Source organism: Cohnella rhizoplanae (assembly GCF_948329515.1).
In the GTDB taxonomy this organism is placed as follows: domain Bacteria; phylum Bacillota; class Bacilli; order Paenibacillales; family Paenibacillaceae; genus Cohnella; species Cohnella rhizoplanae.
In genome coordinates this window covers 386,321-402,410 of record NZ_CAOJCN010000001.1, presented here as the reverse complement: position 1 = coordinate 402,410, position 16,090 = coordinate 386,321, and the positions used below count along the sequence as shown (strand labels likewise).

Here is a 16,090-nt window from a genome sequence, read left to right as displayed (position 1 = left end):
AACCCGATGCTTAGATACGAATGCGCTTACATGAGAACAAAATCCTCAAGGCCTGCTGTTGCCATTATAACATGCGTTCGCCGTACGAACGCAACCAAACGAGGGAAAAAATGCGCCAAGCCGCGACAGGATCGGCAGATGAGGCGCGCATCCGCGGTTATGCTGTATAATGAAAATCATTGAAGCCCGGCGAGCACTTACATCCGTCGAATCGGCGAAAAGGAGCGAGCGGCATGGAACACTACAAGCGCTATCAGCGCGTCGCACGGCCCGGTCGGGCGGGACCGATCGTCATCGAAGGCCCGGTCGAGCCGGAGCGGCTGAAGGATTACAAGCTTCACGACAAGCTCGATGCCTTCCGAAGGCCGCGCGAGCAGCATGAAGCGCTCGTCGAGATCGCCGGCCTGCCCGAAGGCCGGATCATCATCGCCCGCGAAGAAGACACGATCGTCGGCTACGTGACGTTTCACTATCCCGACGAGCTCGAGCGCTGGTCCGAGGGCGGCATGGACGATCTCATCGAGCTCGGCGCGATCGAAGTCGCCGACGACTACCGGTCGCTCGGTCTCGGCAAGGCGATGATCGTCGCCGCGTTCGCGGAGGAGCAACTGGACAACGCCATCGTCTATACGACTGAATATTACTGGCATTGGGACCTGGAAAAGAGCGGACTGAATGTCTGGCAGTACCGCGAAATGATGGAGAAGCTCATGAAGTGCGTCGGCATGGTCTGGTTCGCCACGGACGACCCCGAGATCTGCGCCCACCCGGCCAACTGCCTGATGGTGCGGATCGGCAAGGACGTGCCGCTGTCGTCGGCCGAGCAGTTCGACCGCGTGAGATTTCGCCAGCGGTTCATGTATTGACGAAAGGCAGGCGACCCCTGTGTCATCGAAGAACGAACACGCGCGCTGGATCGATTGCAGCGCCGTACGGCGATATTCGTTTCGCGAAGATCATCCATTTCATCCGATCCGCCTCGACCTGACCGAGGAGCTGCTCGAAGCCTGCGGCGCGCTGCGGGCCGAAGACAAGCTCGCGCCTACGGCCGGCGACGCGGCCGAGGCCGTGGACGCCATCCACCGGACCGACTACATCGAGACGGCCCGGGCGCTGAGCGACGCGTCCCCTCCCGTCTCGTACCAGGACCTCGCGGAGCAATACGGCCTCGAGGAAGACGGGGACACGCCCTATTTCCCTGGCATGCATGAGGCCGCGCTGGCCGTCGTGCAGGGCTCGCTGACCGCCGCCGAGGCGGTCATGTCGGGGGCGACGCGGCACGCGCTTCATCTCGGAGGGGGACTGCATCACGCGTTCCGCGAACGCGGAGCGGGCTTCTGCGTATACAACGACGCCGCGTGCGCGATTTCTTGGATTCACCGCAAATACGGCGCCAAGGTGCTCTACATCGATACGGACGTTCATCACGGTGACGGCGTCCAGTGGAGCTTTTATACGGACCCGGACATCTTCACCTATTCGATCCATGAGACGGGCAAGTTCCTCTTCCCGGGCAGCGGCTTCGCGCACGAGCGGGGCGAGGGCACCGGCTACGGGACATGCCTCAACATTCCGGTGGAACCGTATACAGAGGACGAATCCTGGCTTGAGAGCTTCGAGAACGGACTCGCGCAGGTCATACGCGCATTCAAGCCCGACGTCATCGTCAGCCAGCACGGCTGCGACGCGCACGCGCTGGACCCGCTAGCCCACGTCCACTGCAGCATGCGGATCTACCGGGAGATGCCGCGGCTCATTCACCGACTCGCCCACGACCATACGGAAGGCCGCTGGATCGCGCTGGGCGGAGGCGGATACGAGCATTGGCATGTCGTGCCGCGGGCGTGGAGTCTGCTATGGCTGGAGATGAGCGGCCATCCGCTGCTCGCGGCCATCGACGCCCTGCCCGACGGGGGCCCGCTCCCCGCCTCCTGGCCGCGGCTGGCGTCGCCCGGCAGGCCTGCGGACCTGCCGCGCACCTGGCTCGACGATACATCCTCGTGGACGCCGATGCCGCGACGGGCGGAGATCACGGCCAAGAATCGCGAGATCGTGGCGTTGGCCCTGCAGCACCTCGGCTAACGTTCTTGCCGGCCGCTCCCTCTCATCGCACCGCAAATAAGGCAGTCTCGCCGGCACGGACCGGGTGAGACTGCCTTATTGTCGTACCTTATTGTCGTAATCTACGGTTCGAATGAATTATCCGAGCCGCTGCAGCAACGCATTGACGATCGCGAACGACCGGTTGGAAGCCACGACCGTGAACTCCGCGAAGTTAACGTCGGCGGAGCCGTCCGCCTTGTCCGAGATGGAACGAATGACTACGTACGGCACTTGGTTCATCGCGCATACCTGCGCTACGGACGCGCCCTCCATCTCGACGCAGGTGCCCCCGAGCTCCTCGCGGAGCCGTTTCACCTGCTCCCGGTCGGCGATGAACTGATCGCCCGACAGCACTTTGCCCGTCTTGACGCGGCCTGGAAACACCTGATCCCCCGCCTCGCGGGCGGCCTGGACGAGCGCCTCGTCCGCAGCCCAATCCGACGAATCCTGGTAAGGAAGGATACCGCGGGCATAACCTAGCGCGGTCACGTCGATGTCATGCTGCATGCTGCTCGATGAGACGACGATGTCGCCGATCTCGAGTTCGGGATCGAGCGCGCCGGCGACGCCCGTAAAAATGATCTTGTCCGCGTTGAAGCGGTCGATGAGCACTTGCGTGCAGATCGCGGCGTTAACCTTGCCTACGCCCGACTTGCATACGACAACCTTGCGCCCGTGGAGGCTGCCAGCCACATAACGGATGCCGGAGCGGTGCATCTCCACCTCGTCCTCCAGCGCTCCCAATAGCAGGTCGATCTCTTCCTGCATCGCGCCGATGATGCCTATCATAAATCGATCTCTCCTTCGAATCGAATAAGAAGCCCTGCGGCGGAGGCGAAGGCTCCCGCGCAGGGCGTTCCGGCTGATTATAAAACGTTAAATGCGGCAACGAGGATGCAGTTCAGTTGCGCGATGCGACCGAGTTGCGTACGATCAGCTCGTGATGCAGCGTGACCCTGGCCTGCTCGACGTTTTCCTTCTTCATCAGCTTGGTGAGCAGTCGCATGGATACGGCGCCGATATCGTACATCGGCTGCGCAACGGTCGTCAGCAACGGGCGGACCATCGAAGCCAGACGGATATTGTCGACGCCGATGACGGAGATGTCGCCTGGAACCGTCAGACCCGCGTCCTGAATGCCGTGGATGGCGCCGATCGCCATCTCGTCCGTCGCCGCGAACACGGCGGTCGGACGCTCGGACAGCTCGAGGAAATAATGAACGGCCTCGATGCCCGATTCATAGCGGTAATTGCCGACGCGCACGAGAGACTCGTCCAGCGCGATCCCGTTCTCCTCGAGCGCGCGCTTGTAGCCTTGGTACCTGGCATAGCCGTTCGCCGGATCCTGCAGCGTGCCGCTGATCATCGCGATGCGGACATGGCCTTCCGCGATCAGCTTGCGAACCGCGTCATAAGCCGCCGTCTCGTGGTCGATGTCGACCGAGGGCATCGTGCCCTTCTCGTCGGTCGTCGCGCAGAGCACGATCGGCACGTTGGACGTATTGAACGCCTGGATATGCTCGTCCGTCACGACGCCGCCCATGAACAGGAGCCCGTCCACCTGCTTTTCAAGCAGCGTGTTGATGACGCGGATCTCCTTTTCCTTGCGCTTGTCCGCGTTGCACAGAATGATGTTGTAATGATACATGTTGGCGATGTCTTCGATGCCGCGGGCGACTTCGGCGAAGTTCGCGTTCGCGATGTCGGGAATGACGACGCCGACCGTCGTCGTCTTCTTGCTGGCGAGGCCGCGCGCGACCGCGTTGGGACGATAGCCGAGGCGCTCGATCGCTTCGTATACTTTTTTCCGCGTCTGCGGCTTTACGTTAGGGTTGTTGTTGACGACGCGGGATACCGTCGCCATCGATACGCCGGCCTCGCGGGCCACGTCATAAATGGTTACCGTCACTGTTCACCGCTCCATTTGTTCATGTCAGGTCTTTGTCCGATTCGGCGACCCACCCATGGTATATTAAGGTAATGATACGACAAAAGGGGCGTTTCCGCAATGGCAAACCCCGACAGCTGTCGCGCCTTTAAACGCCTGTGCCGACGCGTTCGTTAAGAAACTCGGACGTAATGCGCCAATGCGACTCGTCCCATACCGGGCGGCCGTCGCGGACCAGGATGGCCTGAGGCGACTTGTGCTGGACCTGCAGCGTCTCCGCGATCGCATTGCTGACGGGGCGTTCCTCGATGACGTGAACGATGGCGACGTCGACCGGCAATTCGCCGCGGCTGCTTACGAAGCGGTCAAGCTCGTCGTGGGCGCCTGCGCTGATCGGGCACGAGGTGCTGTGCTTAAAAACCAGGAGCGGCTTGCTTGACGTATTTTTGAGCGCTTCTTCCCATTGTTCGACGGTTTGCAATCTCATCACTTCCGACATATCGTCCATCCTCCTTGAAAATCGTTTCATTGATTTTCATGGTATCAGAAATGAAAAAGTTTCGCAAAAAAAAGAGAAGGAGCGCTGCCGCTCCGTCTCGCGTTAGACTAAGCTATGTATTGGCCGTTCAACTGCGAAAGCCTTCCTTCGAGCTCGCGCTTCCAATCCAGATCCCCGAGAGAGGCGGCGATCAGCAGCAGGTCTAACAGCTCGTTGGTCCGCTCCTCGGTCATGCGGGCGATCCGCGCGGCATCGAGCGGCAAGCTCGAGGAAGCCGCCTGGCGCAGCATGCCGGCCCACTCATGCACCTCGTCGAAGCGAATCTCGCGAGGCAATGGCTTGGCGCCCAGATCCGCCAAGAGCCGGCTCAGCTCCGACTTGACGCCCTGGTACACCTCATGGCGAGAACAATCCCCGCAGGCATAGACGGGCACGCCGGCAATGCTCACCGTTTTGGAGTAAAATACCGTGCGGAGACCCAGCGCCATCGCTCCTCCGCATTTACACCTTTTAAACAACAGACTCTCTCCTTAGGCGCCGCACCGGCGGCTCCGAATCCCCACGCAGGGCCGATGAGAGAGTATATTCGCCGGGCGCACCGGCAAGTCCTTCTGGACAAAACGCTGTAAATTATGGAAAATACGCGCTATTTTGACGAGCGGCTATCAAGCGTTCGCCCGCGACCGGATGAACGAGGCAGGCCGATATGCTAGGATAGGAGGGATAGATATCCGCGCACCAAGCGCGAATGAAATCTTGTCAGGAGGGATCTCCGTGTCCGAAGCCAAACGCATCATCTGTCTGCTCGACGACGAATTCGAGGATCTGGAGCTGTGGTATCCGGTATACCGCGCCCGCGAGGAAGGAGCGGTCGTCCTGTTCGCCGGACCCGAGAAAGGCCGCAAGCATATCGGCAAATACGGCGTGCCCGCCGTCGCCGATCTATCCTACGAAGAGCTGGACGCGGACAGCTGCGACGGCCTGCTCGTGCCAGGAGGCTGGGCGCCGGACAAGATCCGCAGGAGCGAGCGCGTGCAGTCCTTCGTAAGGGAGATCGACGCGGCCGGCAAGCCGATCGGGCAGATCTGCCATGCCGGATGGGTGCTCGTCTCCGCCAAGATCCTGCAAGGCCGCAAGGTCACGTCGACGCCCGGCATCCGGGACGACATGGAGAACGCGGGCTCGATCTGGTTCGACGAGGCCGTCGTCGTAGACGGCAACCTCGTATCCGCGAGGCGCCCGCCGGATCTGCCCGAGTACGCCAAGGCGTTCTGCGACGTCTTGTTCGGGAGACGTTCCTAAGCGTCGATCCGTTCGCTAAAAAGGATCTGCCGAAACGGCGCGGCAAGCGCGCTTTCGGCAGATCCTTTTCTGCGTTCGCGAGGGGTCCCCGCAATCGCGGCTACCTCTTGCCCGGATGGAGCCGCTCGTCCCGTACGGCGGCGCCGGCGTGGAACCGCTCGAGCCGTTCCTTGATCTCGGCGGCCGTCCGAAGCCCGAACAGCTCTTCCGTCAACTGCCTGCAGGCCATGGCGTTGGTGCGCAGCATCGTCGCCTTCACCGGCAGCACCGACTGCACGGACATGCTCAGCATCTGGATGCCGAGGCCGACCCAGATCGGTACCGCCCGGACGTCGCCGGCCATCTCCCCGCAGACGCTGACGGGCACGCCGCATCTGGCGGCGGCTTCCGCGACGCTCCGCAGCATGCGCAGGACTGCCGGATGATACGGCTCGTACATATGGTTGATCTGCTCGTTCATCCGGTCGACCGCCAGCGTGAACTGGATGAGGTCATTCGTGCCGATGCTGAGGAACGAGACCTCCCTCGCCAGCAGATCGGCGATCATCACGGCCGCTGGCACCTCGATCATCGCTCCCGTGGGCACGCCGTCCCGGAAGGGAAGCCCCTCGGCCGCCAGCTCCCGCTGGGCTTCCGCCAGCAGCGCGTTGGCCGCGCGGACCTCCTCGATCGAAGCGATCAGCGGGTACATGATCCGGATGTTCCCGAAGACGGACGCGCGCAGGATCGCCCGCAACTGCGTCTTGAACAGGTCGCTCCGGTCCAGGCTGAAGCGGATGGCGCGATAGCCCAGGAACGGATTTTCTTCCTCGGGCATGTCGTAATAATCCAGCTGCTTGTCTCCGCCGATGTCGAGGGTGCGGATCGTCAGCGCGGCCCCGCCCAGACGCTCGGCTGCCGCCTTGTAGACCTCGAACTGCTCATCCTCCGTCGGGAACCGCGAACGGTCCATGTACAAGAACTCGGTGCGGAACAAGCCCACGCCGTCCGCGCCTCGCGACAGCGCCGCGTCGAGCTCCTTGACGGAGCTGATATTGGCCGCCAGGAACAGCCGTTCGCCGTCCGGCGTCACCGAAGGCACCTGCACGAGCTCCTGCAGCCGCTCTTTGGCGTCCAGATGCTGCTTGCGCAGCTCCGTATACCGGCCGACCATCTCCGCGTTCGGCATGACCGCCAGCGTGCCTGCGCCGCCGTCGAGGATGAGCAGGTCTCCCGTCACGATCGGCTCGGGCAGCTTGCCCTCGACGCCCATGACGAGCGGGATGCCGAACGCCCGGGCCATGATAGCCGAGTGCGAGGAGGCGCTGCCGATCATGGTCACGATGCCCAGCACGACGTCGGGCTTGAGATGGATGAGCTGGGACGGCGTCAGCTCGCGAACGACGAGGATAAACGGCTGCGCGTCCGTTGGCAGCGAGATCTCGGGAGCGCCGAGCAGATGCTTGAGCAGACGATTGCCGACGTCCTTGATATCGAGCGCCCGCTCCTTCATGTATTCGTCGTCGAGCAGGTCGAACATCGTGACGAAGTGGTCGATCGCTTCCTTCACCGCCACCTCGGCCGCCTTGTACTGGCGCTGGATGATGCCCTGGATCTCGTTCATGAAGACAGGGTCGTCGAGAATGGCCAGATGCGCATCGAATATGCTGGCCTCGTCCGCGCCGACCGCCTCGTCGAGATCGCTTTTCATCTGATGGATCTCGGTCTTCGAACGCTTGATGCCTTCGTAGAGCCGTTCGAACTCGAGCGCCAGATCCAGCGCGTCGATCTTCTGTTCGGGCAGCTCCCACTCCCAGTTGGGCAGTACGAACGCCTTGCCGATGGCAATGCCCTCCGAGCCTCCGATCGCTTGGATCATAACTTCGCCCCCCTGTTTTCTCTCTCTCTCACCACGACCGACATCACCGCGGCCTGCCCCTTCTTAACCGCCTTAAAAGGCGCGAAGCGCCAGGAACGGACGATATCCGAATTCGTTATGACCATCGGCGTCGCCAGCGACTTGGCATGCGCCCTAAGCGTAGGCAGGTGGAACCGGATGAGCGGCTGCCCTGGCATGACCTCGTCGCCTTCGCCGACCAACGCCGTAAAGCCTTCTCCGTTCATCTGGGATGTGTTGATCCCGATGTGGAGCAGCACCTCGAGCCCCTCGGGCGTCTCGATCCCGATCGCGTGCTTGGTCGGATACAGATGAATGATCTTGCCCCGGACCGGCGCGACGAGCTCGCCCTTGTCTGGAATAAAGGCGACGCCCTTGCCTACTAGCTTCTGCGCGAAAATCGGATCGTCCACTTCCTCGAGCGGAATCATGCGGCCCTGCAGCGGCGCGTGGAACTGGACCTGATGCACGTCCAGCTGCATCAGCTTGACGATCTCCCCGCGGATCAGGTCGGAGTACGTGCCGAACACGACCTGCACATGCCCCCCGCCGAGCCGGATGACGCCCGCCGCGCCCAGATGCCGCAGGCTCTTGGCGTCGACGCGCCTGTCGTCGTTCAGCGTCAGCCTGAGCCGCGTGATGCAGGCTTCGATGCGCGCGATGTTGTCCTTGCCGCCGAGCGCCTGCAGCACGAGCGGGGCCCGGTACGGGATGTCGCCGCCCCAATCGTCCAGCCGCGTCGAATCCTCGCGGCCGGGCGTCGACAGCTGGAATCTGCGGATGCTCCATCGGAACAGCACATAATACAGCGCGCCCACCGCGAGACCGATCGGGATGATCATCCAGCCCCGCTCGGACAGCCGGAAGTTAATAATGTACTCCAGCGCGCCCGCAGAAAAGGTGAAGCCCTCGCGGATGCCGAGCTCGTACGTGAGCCACATGATGCCGCCGGAGAGGAGCGCGTGGACGATGAAGAGATAGGGCGCCACGAAAAGGAACGCGAACTCGACCGGCTCGGTGACGCCCGTCACGAACGCCGTCAGCGCGGCCACGCGGAACTGCTTGGCCGTCTTGGGCTTGAGATCCTCGCGAGCCTCGTGAATGATCGCGTACGCGATGGCGGGGAGCGCGAACATGATGACCGGATACAGGCCGGTCATATAGACGCCGGCGGTCGGGTCCCCGGCGAAAAATCTCGGCATGTCCCCAAAGTAGACGTTCCCGTCCGGTGCCGTGTAATCGCCGATCTGAAACCAGAACAGGTGGTTGAGCAGGTGATGGAGGCCGAACGCGACGAGGATCCGATGTAAAAAGCCATAAAGGAAAATGCCGAAGCCTCCGGCGGAATTCACCAGTCCGCCCGTCGCGCCGATCCAGACGAGCAACCCTTGCCCGATCCCGATCATAAGCCAGGCGAACGCGAACGAGAATCCGCTCATAAAAATCGGCACGAATCGGGTCCCCCCGAAAAACTGCAGGGACTCGGGCAGCTGGAATGATTTAAATCGCTCGCCGGCCCATCCCGACAGCATGCCGATGACGACGCCCGCGAACATCGAGGGCTGGACGCCGCCGGGATCGAAGGCCTGGGTCACCGCGCCGAAAATAATCATGCCGACCAGCGAGGCCATGCCGGCGTGAACCGATTGATTGGACAGGCCGAGCGCGATGCCGATAGCGAACACGTACGGCACGTAGGCGAAAATCGCCATGCCTGCCGCATGCAGGAGCGACGGCGCCGAAGCGAGACCGACTGCGTCCCAAGGCAGCCGCGAGAGCATGAGAAAAACGGCGGCCGCGGGCAGCACCGTCATCGGAAGCATCATCGCGCGGCCGAGTCTTTGCAAATAACCGATTCCGAACATGCGCGGGATCACGCCTCCTTTCCGCCGGAACGGGCCGTTGCCGTTCAAACGTTAAATACGGGCCGCCCCGAAGCGTATGATGCTCCGATCGCGACCCGTCCCGTAAACGCGAAGCCGGTCAGTTTTTCCCTTCGGGGAGCAGGATCGAATCTTCGACTTTGATGCAGCGGTCCATGATGACGGTCAGCCCGCCGGCCGCCGCGATGCTCGCGGCCTCGTCGCTGACGATGCCCAGCTGGAGCCACAGCACCTTGGCCCCTGCGGCGACGGCCTCCTCCGCGACCTGCGGCGTATGTTCCGGGCGGCGAAAAACGTTCACGATGTCGATCGGCTCCGGGATGTCGGCCAGCGACTTGTAGCATTTCTCGCCGAGAATCTCGGACTCCTTGGGGTTGACGGGGATGATGCGGTACCCCTTCGACTGCATGGCGGCGGACACCATATGGCTGGTCTTGTCGGGATCGCCGGACAGCCCGACGACCGCGACGGTCGTCGTCTCCCGGAGGATGCGCTTGATCTCGTCGCGGCCGGGGTTCTCGAATGGCATGTTCATCTGCCTCCTTTAATGTTGAAGCGTTCGCCGCGGCGGGCTGGCCGCTCCTATTCCGACCAGCGGACGTTGGCGCCTAGCGCTTGCAGATGATCGAAGAAATTCGGATAAGACTTGGCCACGTGATGGGCGTCCTTGATCGTCAGCGGGGCCTTGGACCTCAGCCCGACGACGGTAAGCGCCATAATGACGCGGTGGTCGTAGTGGGCATCGATCGTGACGCCGCCCTCCACGCCCTCGGGACGGCCGTGAACGATGATCTCGTCCTTATTCTCCTCGACGTTGGCGCCTGCCTTGCGAAGCTCGGCGAGGTAATCGGTGATGCGGTCGCATTCCTTGTACCGTAGATTCTCCACGTTATAAAAACGGGACGTGCCTTCGGCGAACACGGCGGCGGCGACCATCGCGAGCACGCCATCCGTGAATTCGTCCCCGTCGAATTCGACGGCCTTCAGCTTGCCGTTGCCGCTAACACGCACGACGCCGTCCCGATGCGTCAACGGCGTCCCCATCGCCTGCAGAACGTCGACGACGGCCCGCTCGCCCTGCTTGCTCTCCTCGAGCAGCCGGTGAACCGTGACGTCCGACCCGGTGACGGCGGCCGCAGCCAGAATGGCGGCCGAACCCGGATAATCGCCCTGGACGATGTACTCCTGCGCGCGGTAACGCTGGCCGCCCGGCACCTTGTAGCGCATCAGGTCGTCCGAGGCTTCCACGACGATGCCGGCTTGCGCGAGCACCTCCAGCGTCTGTCCGACGACGACCTTGGACTTCAGGTCGTGCAGCACCTCGATCTCGCTGTCTTCGGCTAGCAGCGGCGTCAGGAAGAGCAGCGCGCTCAGGAACTGGGAGCTCACGCTGCCCGACACTTGAATCTTGCCGCCGCGGACGGCGTCGCCGCCGCGAATCGTGATCGGCAGCTTGCCTTCCCGGTGCTCGATGCGCGCGCCCATGCTCTCCAGCGCCCGGATCAGGTCGTCATGCGGGCGTTTGCCGAGCGACTCGGGATACTTGTTGACGAAGGTCACCTCGGGCAGCAAAGCCGCAACCGCCATCAGGAAGCGCAGCACGGCGCCCGCGTTGCCGACGTCTAGCTCCTTGACGGCCTTCGGACGACTGCCGAAGCCCGTGACGACGATCTTCTCGTCGTCCTCCTCGAGCACGGCGCCAAGGTCCCGCACGCAGCGGCGCAGCGCGTCGCTGTCCTCGCTGTGAGCCGGATACCGGATGACGCTCGTCCCTTCCGCCAACGCGGCGACGAGCAAGTAACGCGTCGTGTAATTTTTGGAAGACAAGGCTTGAATCTCGCCCGCTAGGCGCGGGGTAGGCGTGACGATCATATCCATCTGGACTGCGTTCTCCCTTCGTTCGTGAGAAACGATATAATATGGCGGCATGCCGAACGCGTGTTGACTTGCGGCGTCCGGTGTCTTTATGATGAAACTGAATAATAACGAGCGATGGAGGCAAACGCGATGAGCACATACGAAACGACGACGGTCGAGCAGCTTAAGGCCCGTCTTGACGCCGGCGACGCGCCGTACCTGATCGATGTCCGAGAGGACGAAGAGGTCGCGGCGGGAATGATCCCGGGCGCCAAGCATATCCGTCTCGGCACGCTGCCCGAGAGGCTGTCCGAGATCCCGAAGGACGAAGAAGTCATCTTCATCTGCCGCAGCGGCGCACGAAGCGCCAGAGCCTGCGAATACTTGAGCGAGCTCGGCTTCGGCCGCGCGGTCAACATGGTCGGCGGCATGCTGGCATGGAACGAGCTCTGATCTCTCTTCCGGCATGGTAGCATCCTTCAGCGGGACACGCCTTAGGGTATTGGGCGTGTCCCGCTGCGTTTGCCCGTGCCACAATCATAGCATACATAACCGGCGCTTCGTACCTGCGAATCCGCGCGCGGTTAGCAAGATTGCGCCATCTGCCCAGCATGCTCCGCTACGAATAACCGCCTGCCCGGACGGCGCAAGAACGGCCGAAGGAGTCCCGGACAAGATGGGGCTCGATCGGCCGTCCTCGCGTTAGCTATGCAGGCTGACTATTAATTGTGCAGCCAGTTGTGGTGGAACGTGCCTTCCTTGTCGAGCCGCTTGAACGTGTGCGCGCCGAAGTAGTCGCGCTGCGCCTGCAGAAGGTTGGCCGGCAGACGCGCGGAGCGGTAGCTGTCGTAGTAAGCCAGCGCGCTCGCGAACGCGGGTACCGGAATGCCGAACTTGACCGCCGAGGCGACGACCTCGCGCCAGGCGTCCTGGTAGGACTCGACGACGTTCTTGAAGTACTCGTCGAGCAGCAGGTTGCGCAGCGCCGGGTCGCGGTCGTAGGCGTCCTTGATGTTCTGCAGGAAGCGGGCGCGGATGATGCAGCCGCCGCGGAAGATCATCGCGATATTGCCGTATTGCAGATTCCAGTCGTACTCCTCGGAGGCGGCGCGCATCTGCGCGAAGCCCTGCGCGTAGGAGCAGATCTTGCTGGCGAACAGCGCCTTGCGCACGCTCTCGATGAAGGCGTCGCGGTCGCCTGCGAACGCGGTCTTGGCCGGGCCTCTCAGCACCTGGCTGGCGGCGACGCGCTCTTCCTTCATGGCGGAGAGGAAGCGCGAGAAGACGGACTCGGTGATGATGGACAGCGGCACGCCCAGGTCGAGCGAGCTCTGGCTCGTCCACTTGCCGGTGCCCTTCTGGCCCGCGGAGTCGAGGATGACGTCGACCATCGGCTTGCCGGTCTCCGGATCCTTCTCGGCGAAAATGTCTGTCGTGATCTCGATCAGATAGCTGTCCAGCTCGCCCTTGTTCCACTCGCCGAAGATCCGGTGCAGCTCGTCGGCTTCTACGCCGAGCACGTCCTTCAGCAGTTGGTAGGCTTCGCAGATCAGCTGCATGTCGCCGTACTCGATGCCGTTGTGCACCATCTTGACGTAATGCCCCGCGCCGTCCGGGCCGATGTACGTGCAGCACGGATCGCCGTTCACCTTGGCCGAGATGCCCGTCAGGATCGGCTCGACCAGCTTGTAGGCTTCTTCGGGGCCGCCCGGCATGATGGACGGACCCTTGAGCGCGCCTTCCTCGCCGCCGGATACGCCGGTGCCGATGAAGTGGAAGCCGCGCTCGGTCAGGTCCCTGCTGCGGCGCTGCGTGTCCGGGAAGTAGGCGTTGCCGCCGTCGATGATAATGTCGCCCTTGTCCAGATGCGGAACGAGCGACTCGATCGTCGCGTCCGTGCCGGAGCCGGCTTGCACCATGATCAGGATCTTGCGGGGCTTCTCGAGCGAAGCCACGAATTCTTCGACGGTGTATGTAGGCACAAGGTTCTTGCCCTTGCCGTCCGTGTTCATCAGATCGTCCGTCTTCTCGCGCGAGCGGTTGAACACCGCTACCGTAAATCCGCGGCTCTCGATGTTGAGCGCCAGATTGCGTCCCATGACGGCCATGCCGACGACGCCGATATTTGCATTAGACATGATTCGATTCCTTCCTCCAAGCCGTTAAGCCGTTTTTTCCGGAGCGTGACCTTCTGCGTTTTTCTGCCAACCCTTTTCTGCCAACCCTTTTCTGCCAACCCTTTTCTGCCAACCCTTTTCTGCCAACCCTATTGTACTCTTTTTGCCGGAAGATGAAAACAACGCGGGTAAGCGCGCAAAACGCGCGATGATATGCCGGCGATCCCCGCCTTTATTCGGCCGCTCCCGCTTCTCCGTTCCAGGAAAAACCGAGCGCGTCCAAAAACGCCTTCGCCAGCGTGATGTGGCCCGCCGTGCTCGGGTGAACCCGGTCCCACGCGATCGTCGCCGGGTAGATATGAGACAGCACCCGGTCGAACGCTGCCTGGGTATCAACGAACAGCGTGCCGTGATTTTCCGCGATCCGCTTCACGATGCCGCCGTACTGATCCATCGTCGCGCGCATGGCGTCGTTCCGGTTAGGCTCGAGGTAAAACGGGGTCATCAGCACGATGCCCTTGACGTGGGTGAGCGTTTTTTCCACCAGCTCGCTCAGCGTCTCCTCGTACTCCTCCGCGTATACATGGGACTCCTTGATATACGGCTGGTCGTACTGCCGCCATACGTCGTTGGTACCGATCATGACGGATACCCAATCCGGCGACAGATCCAGCACGTCCGTCTGCCAGCGCCCCGCGAGATCGCGGACCGTATGGCCGCTCGTGCCGACGTTCACCACGCGCGCGGCGAGCGCGGGATAGACGCTCTGCAGCAGCCCGGCCGCGATCGAGACGTAGCCGTTGCCGAGCCCGGCGCCCAGCCCTTCTCCGAACGGCCGGCCGCGGCCGCAATCCGTGATCGAATCGCCGATCATGACCAGCTTGTCGTTTTGAGACAGTTTCATTGGATAATCCTCCCCGGAACGAATCGTATCATCATTGCCATCCCACATTTTAACCCGTTGATGCGTCGCAGGACAATACCAATCCGGATCGGACGGCATAAAAAAGGACGCCCCTATCGGAGCGTCCGCAGAATGCTATATAAGTCGCGACCTAAAGTTCGAGTTGAAGGCTCTCGAGACGCATCGCGGACAGCTTCGCCTTGGAGGCTTCGGCGGCCTCGGCGTCCTCCGATTGGAGGGCATCGTGCAAGACGGCGAGCTCGTAGTCGATCTCCAGCCGCAGCACGCCCGCGCGCTGCTCGGCCCGCTTGGACTTGTATGCTTGTATCATGTCTTCCACCGTGATCTGAGGGCGCTTCTGGAATATGATCCGATGCTCCATGCCTGACACCTCCACGAGTCGTATGATTTCGCCGAACATAATGTTCTCTATCAACAGGTGACGATCCCGGAAACGCTTGACGACGGCATGGCCTCTCGAATCGTTGATCAGCTTTTCCAGCCACAGCGCGAACTTCTCGTCCCTGATCAAATAATCCCCGACCATCTTGTAGCGTCCTCTGGTCCGCTGGAAGCGCAGCTTGAGCAGCCTTCTCCCCGTCCTGACGGAAACGAGAAAAAACGACTCGCTCTCGTTCCAGTAAAGGGAATAGCCTTCTTGAATCAAATCCCGAATCAAATTCTGAATCTGTCCGCGGTCGAAACGAAGTTCCAGGTTGCAATATTCGACTTCATGGCTGCGGTTCACGGCCATCCCCCCTCCTGCAGTATGGGCAGCGATCGAGTTGTTGACCGAATGTTCAGATTATTTGTTCTTACTCTTATCTTATACTTCATCTTATGTTATGGCAACTTGGTTTCTTGACTATTTTCGGGTATAGTGATGGCAAATCGCATCCGAAAATGGCCTTAAGAGGTGACTAGCATGTCCACATTAACGAACGCCGGATTCGCGGGTTTCGCCGACCCGGACTTCGACGCCATGATCGTCCCCGGACTCGAGAGCCGGATGGAAGCCATCATAGGCCGGGTCAGGCCCAAGCTCGAGCTGCTCGGAGACGCGCTGGCGCCTTATCTCGCCGAGTTGTGCGCGGAGCCTATGTATCCGCACGTAGCCAAGCATGCAAGACGGTCGGTCAATCCGCCGAGCGATACTTGGGTCGCGTGGTCGCGTCATCCCCGCGGCTACAAAGCGCATCCTCACTTTCAGATCGGACTATGGTCCACGCACCTGTTCATCCAGTTCGCGATCATCTATGAGAGCGGCAACAAAACGGTGTTCGCGGAGCGCGCCGCGGACGAGCTCGAATCGGTCCGCGCCGCGATCCCTTCCGACTATGTGTGGTCCAAGGACCATATGCTGCCGGACGGCACTCCGCACGGGGAGCTGTCGGCCGCGCAGTTGACCGAATGGCTGGCCAGGCTCAAGACGGTCAAGGCGGCGGAGATCACCTGCGGCCTCCATATCCCGAGAGGCGACGAACGTTTGCGCGATCCGGACAGATTGCTGCGCACGGCGGAGGATGCGTTCCGCCGGCTGCTGCCGCTCTACAAGCTGTCCTTCTGAGCGCTGCGTCCGCTTACTACTTCATACACCAATATTCGGCGCCTCCAAACAGCCGTTTACAAGCCAATCAGCCCCTCCGTCGCCGGAGGGGCTG

The 16,090-nt window shown here is 61.9% G+C and carries 16 protein-coding genes; 5 read left to right on the top strand and 11 right to left on the bottom strand.

Going from position 1 to position 16,090, the window contains the following annotated elements; translation table 11 throughout:
* Positions 1–233 precede the first annotated feature (233 nt).
* Positions 234–866, top strand: coding sequence for a GNAT family N-acetyltransferase (locus PQG80_RS01820; RefSeq protein WP_271749416.1), 633 nt, complete (start codon positions 234–236; stop codon positions 864–866).
* Positions 867–885: 19 nt separating this feature from the next.
* On the top strand, positions 886–2,082 hold the full coding sequence (locus PQG80_RS01815; protein ID WP_271749415.1) for an acetoin utilization protein AcuC: 1,197 nt from the start codon (positions 886–888) through the stop codon (positions 2,080–2,082).
* Positions 2,083–2,199: 117 nt separating this feature from the next.
* On the opposite strand, the gene PQG80_RS01810 is transcribed toward PQG80_RS01815, so the two are convergent.
* The 4 genes from PQG80_RS01810 to PQG80_RS01795 form a co-directional block, all read right to left on the bottom strand.
* A complete protein-coding gene (locus PQG80_RS01810; RefSeq protein ID WP_271749414.1) occupies positions 2,200–2,892 on the bottom strand; it encodes a 5'-methylthioadenosine/adenosylhomocysteine nucleosidase in 693 nt (230 codons plus the stop codon).
* A gap of 112 nt (positions 2,893–3,004) precedes the next feature.
* A complete protein-coding gene (gene ccpA, locus PQG80_RS01805) occupies positions 3,005–4,012 on the bottom strand; it encodes a catabolite control protein A (protein WP_271749413.1) in 1,008 nt (335 codons plus the stop codon).
* A gap of 127 nt (positions 4,013–4,139) precedes the next feature.
* The gene (gene ytxJ / locus PQG80_RS01800) at positions 4,140–4,490 is read right to left on the bottom strand and encodes a bacillithiol system redox-active protein YtxJ (RefSeq protein WP_271749412.1); all 351 of its coding nucleotides are present in this window, start codon (positions 4,488–4,490) and stop codon (positions 4,140–4,142) included.
* 107 nt (positions 4,491–4,597) lie between these two features.
* Positions 4,598–4,978, bottom strand: a complete 381-nt coding sequence (locus PQG80_RS01795) for a hypothetical protein (RefSeq protein ID WP_271749411.1) — start codon at positions 4,976–4,978, stop codon at positions 4,598–4,600.
* 280 nt (positions 4,979–5,258) lie between these two features.
* On the opposite strand from PQG80_RS01795, the gene PQG80_RS01790 reads away from it, so the two are divergent.
* Entirely contained in the window at positions 5,259–5,792 is a 534-nt protein-coding gene (locus tag PQG80_RS01790) for a type 1 glutamine amidotransferase domain-containing protein (protein ID WP_271749913.1), read from the top strand.
* A gap of 100 nt (positions 5,793–5,892) precedes the next feature.
* Here PQG80_RS01790 and ptsP read toward each other — a convergent pair whose 3' ends face one another.
* The 4 genes from ptsP to aroA form a co-directional block, all read right to left on the bottom strand.
* Entirely contained in the window at positions 5,893–7,650 is a 1,758-nt protein-coding gene (gene ptsP, locus PQG80_RS01785; RefSeq protein WP_271749410.1) for a phosphoenolpyruvate--protein phosphotransferase, read from the bottom strand.
* Entirely contained in the window at positions 7,647–9,533 is a 1,887-nt protein-coding gene (locus PQG80_RS01780; RefSeq protein WP_271749409.1) for a glucose PTS transporter subunit IIA, read from the bottom strand. The genes ptsP and PQG80_RS01780 overlap by 4 nt, the downstream gene beginning before the upstream one ends.
* Positions 9,534–9,651: 118 nt before the next feature.
* On the bottom strand, positions 9,652–10,080 hold the full coding sequence (locus PQG80_RS01775; protein ID WP_271749408.1) for a CoA-binding protein: 429 nt from the start codon (positions 10,078–10,080) through the stop codon (positions 9,652–9,654).
* Between the two features lie 53 nt (positions 10,081–10,133).
* Complete coding sequence (aroA, locus tag PQG80_RS01770; protein WP_271749407.1) at positions 10,134–11,429, bottom strand: 3-phosphoshikimate 1-carboxyvinyltransferase; 1,296 nt, start codon at positions 11,427–11,429, stop codon at positions 10,134–10,136.
* A 129-nt stretch (positions 11,430–11,558) separates the two neighbouring features.
* On the opposite strand from aroA, the gene PQG80_RS01765 reads away from it, so the two are divergent.
* Complete coding sequence (locus PQG80_RS01765) at positions 11,559–11,861, top strand: rhodanese-like domain-containing protein (protein WP_271749406.1); 303 nt, start codon at positions 11,559–11,561, stop codon at positions 11,859–11,861.
* A 269-nt stretch (positions 11,862–12,130) separates the two neighbouring features.
* On the opposite strand, the gene gndA is transcribed toward PQG80_RS01765, so the two are convergent.
* The 3 genes from gndA to PQG80_RS01750 all read right to left on the bottom strand — a co-directional run bounded on the left by gndA (position 12,131) and on the right by PQG80_RS01750 (position 15,177).
* The gene (gndA, locus tag PQG80_RS01760) at positions 12,131–13,546 is read right to left on the bottom strand and encodes an NADP-dependent phosphogluconate dehydrogenase (RefSeq protein ID WP_271749405.1); all 1,416 of its coding nucleotides are present in this window, start codon (positions 13,544–13,546) and stop codon (positions 12,131–12,133) included.
* A 211-nt stretch (positions 13,547–13,757) separates the two neighbouring features.
* A complete protein-coding gene (locus tag PQG80_RS01755; RefSeq protein ID WP_271749404.1) occupies positions 13,758–14,429 on the bottom strand; it encodes an SGNH/GDSL hydrolase family protein in 672 nt (223 codons plus the stop codon).
* A gap of 151 nt (positions 14,430–14,580) precedes the next feature.
* The gene (locus PQG80_RS01750) at positions 14,581–15,177 is read right to left on the bottom strand and encodes a hypothetical protein (RefSeq protein WP_271749403.1); all 597 of its coding nucleotides are present in this window, start codon (positions 15,175–15,177) and stop codon (positions 14,581–14,583) included.
* Positions 15,178–15,354: 177 nt separating this feature from the next.
* On the opposite strand from PQG80_RS01750, the gene PQG80_RS01745 reads away from it, so the two are divergent.
* The gene (locus PQG80_RS01745; RefSeq protein WP_271749402.1) at positions 15,355–15,996 is read left to right on the top strand and encodes a YktB family protein; all 642 of its coding nucleotides are present in this window, start codon (positions 15,355–15,357) and stop codon (positions 15,994–15,996) included.
* Positions 15,997–16,090: the final 94 nt, after the last annotated feature.

What these genes read in the sequence shown, in the direction of transcription:
- PQG80_RS01745 (WP_271749402.1), top strand. Translation starts at nt 15,355, where the DNA reads ATGTCCACATTAACGAACGCCGGATTCGCGGGTTTCGCCGACCCGGAC.
- PQG80_RS01820 (WP_271749416.1), top strand. Translation starts at nt 234, where the DNA reads ATGGAACACTACAAGCGCTATCAGCGCGTCGCACGGCCCGGTCGGGCG.
- ytxJ (WP_271749412.1), bottom strand. Translation starts at nt 4,490, where the DNA reads ATGTCGGAAGTGATGAGATTGCAAACCGTCGAACAATGGGAAGAAGCG.
- PQG80_RS01755 (WP_271749404.1), bottom strand. Translation starts at nt 14,429, where the DNA reads ATGAAACTGTCTCAAAACGACAAGCTGGTCATGATCGGCGATTCGATC.
- aroA (WP_271749407.1), bottom strand. Translation starts at nt 11,429, where the DNA reads ATGGATATGATCGTCACGCCTACCCCGCGCCTAGCGGGCGAGATTCAA.
- PQG80_RS01780 (WP_271749409.1), bottom strand. Translation starts at nt 9,533, where the DNA reads ATGTTCGGAATCGGTTATTTGCAAAGACTCGGCCGCGCGATGATGCTT.
- PQG80_RS01775 (WP_271749408.1), bottom strand. Translation starts at nt 10,080, where the DNA reads ATGCCATTCGAGAACCCCGGCCGCGACGAGATCAAGCGCATCCTCCGG.
- PQG80_RS01795 (WP_271749411.1), bottom strand. Translation starts at nt 4,978, where the DNA reads ATGGCGCTGGGTCTCCGCACGGTATTTTACTCCAAAACGGTGAGCATT.
- gndA (WP_271749405.1), bottom strand. Translation starts at nt 13,546, where the DNA reads ATGTCTAATGCAAATATCGGCGTCGTCGGCATGGCCGTCATGGGACGC.
- PQG80_RS01765 (WP_271749406.1), top strand. Translation starts at nt 11,559, where the DNA reads ATGAGCACATACGAAACGACGACGGTCGAGCAGCTTAAGGCCCGTCTT.
- PQG80_RS01810 (WP_271749414.1), bottom strand. Translation starts at nt 2,892, where the DNA reads ATGATAGGCATCATCGGCGCGATGCAGGAAGAGATCGACCTGCTATTG.
- ptsP (WP_271749410.1), bottom strand. Translation starts at nt 7,650, where the DNA reads ATGATCCAAGCGATCGGAGGCTCGGAGGGCATTGCCATCGGCAAGGCG.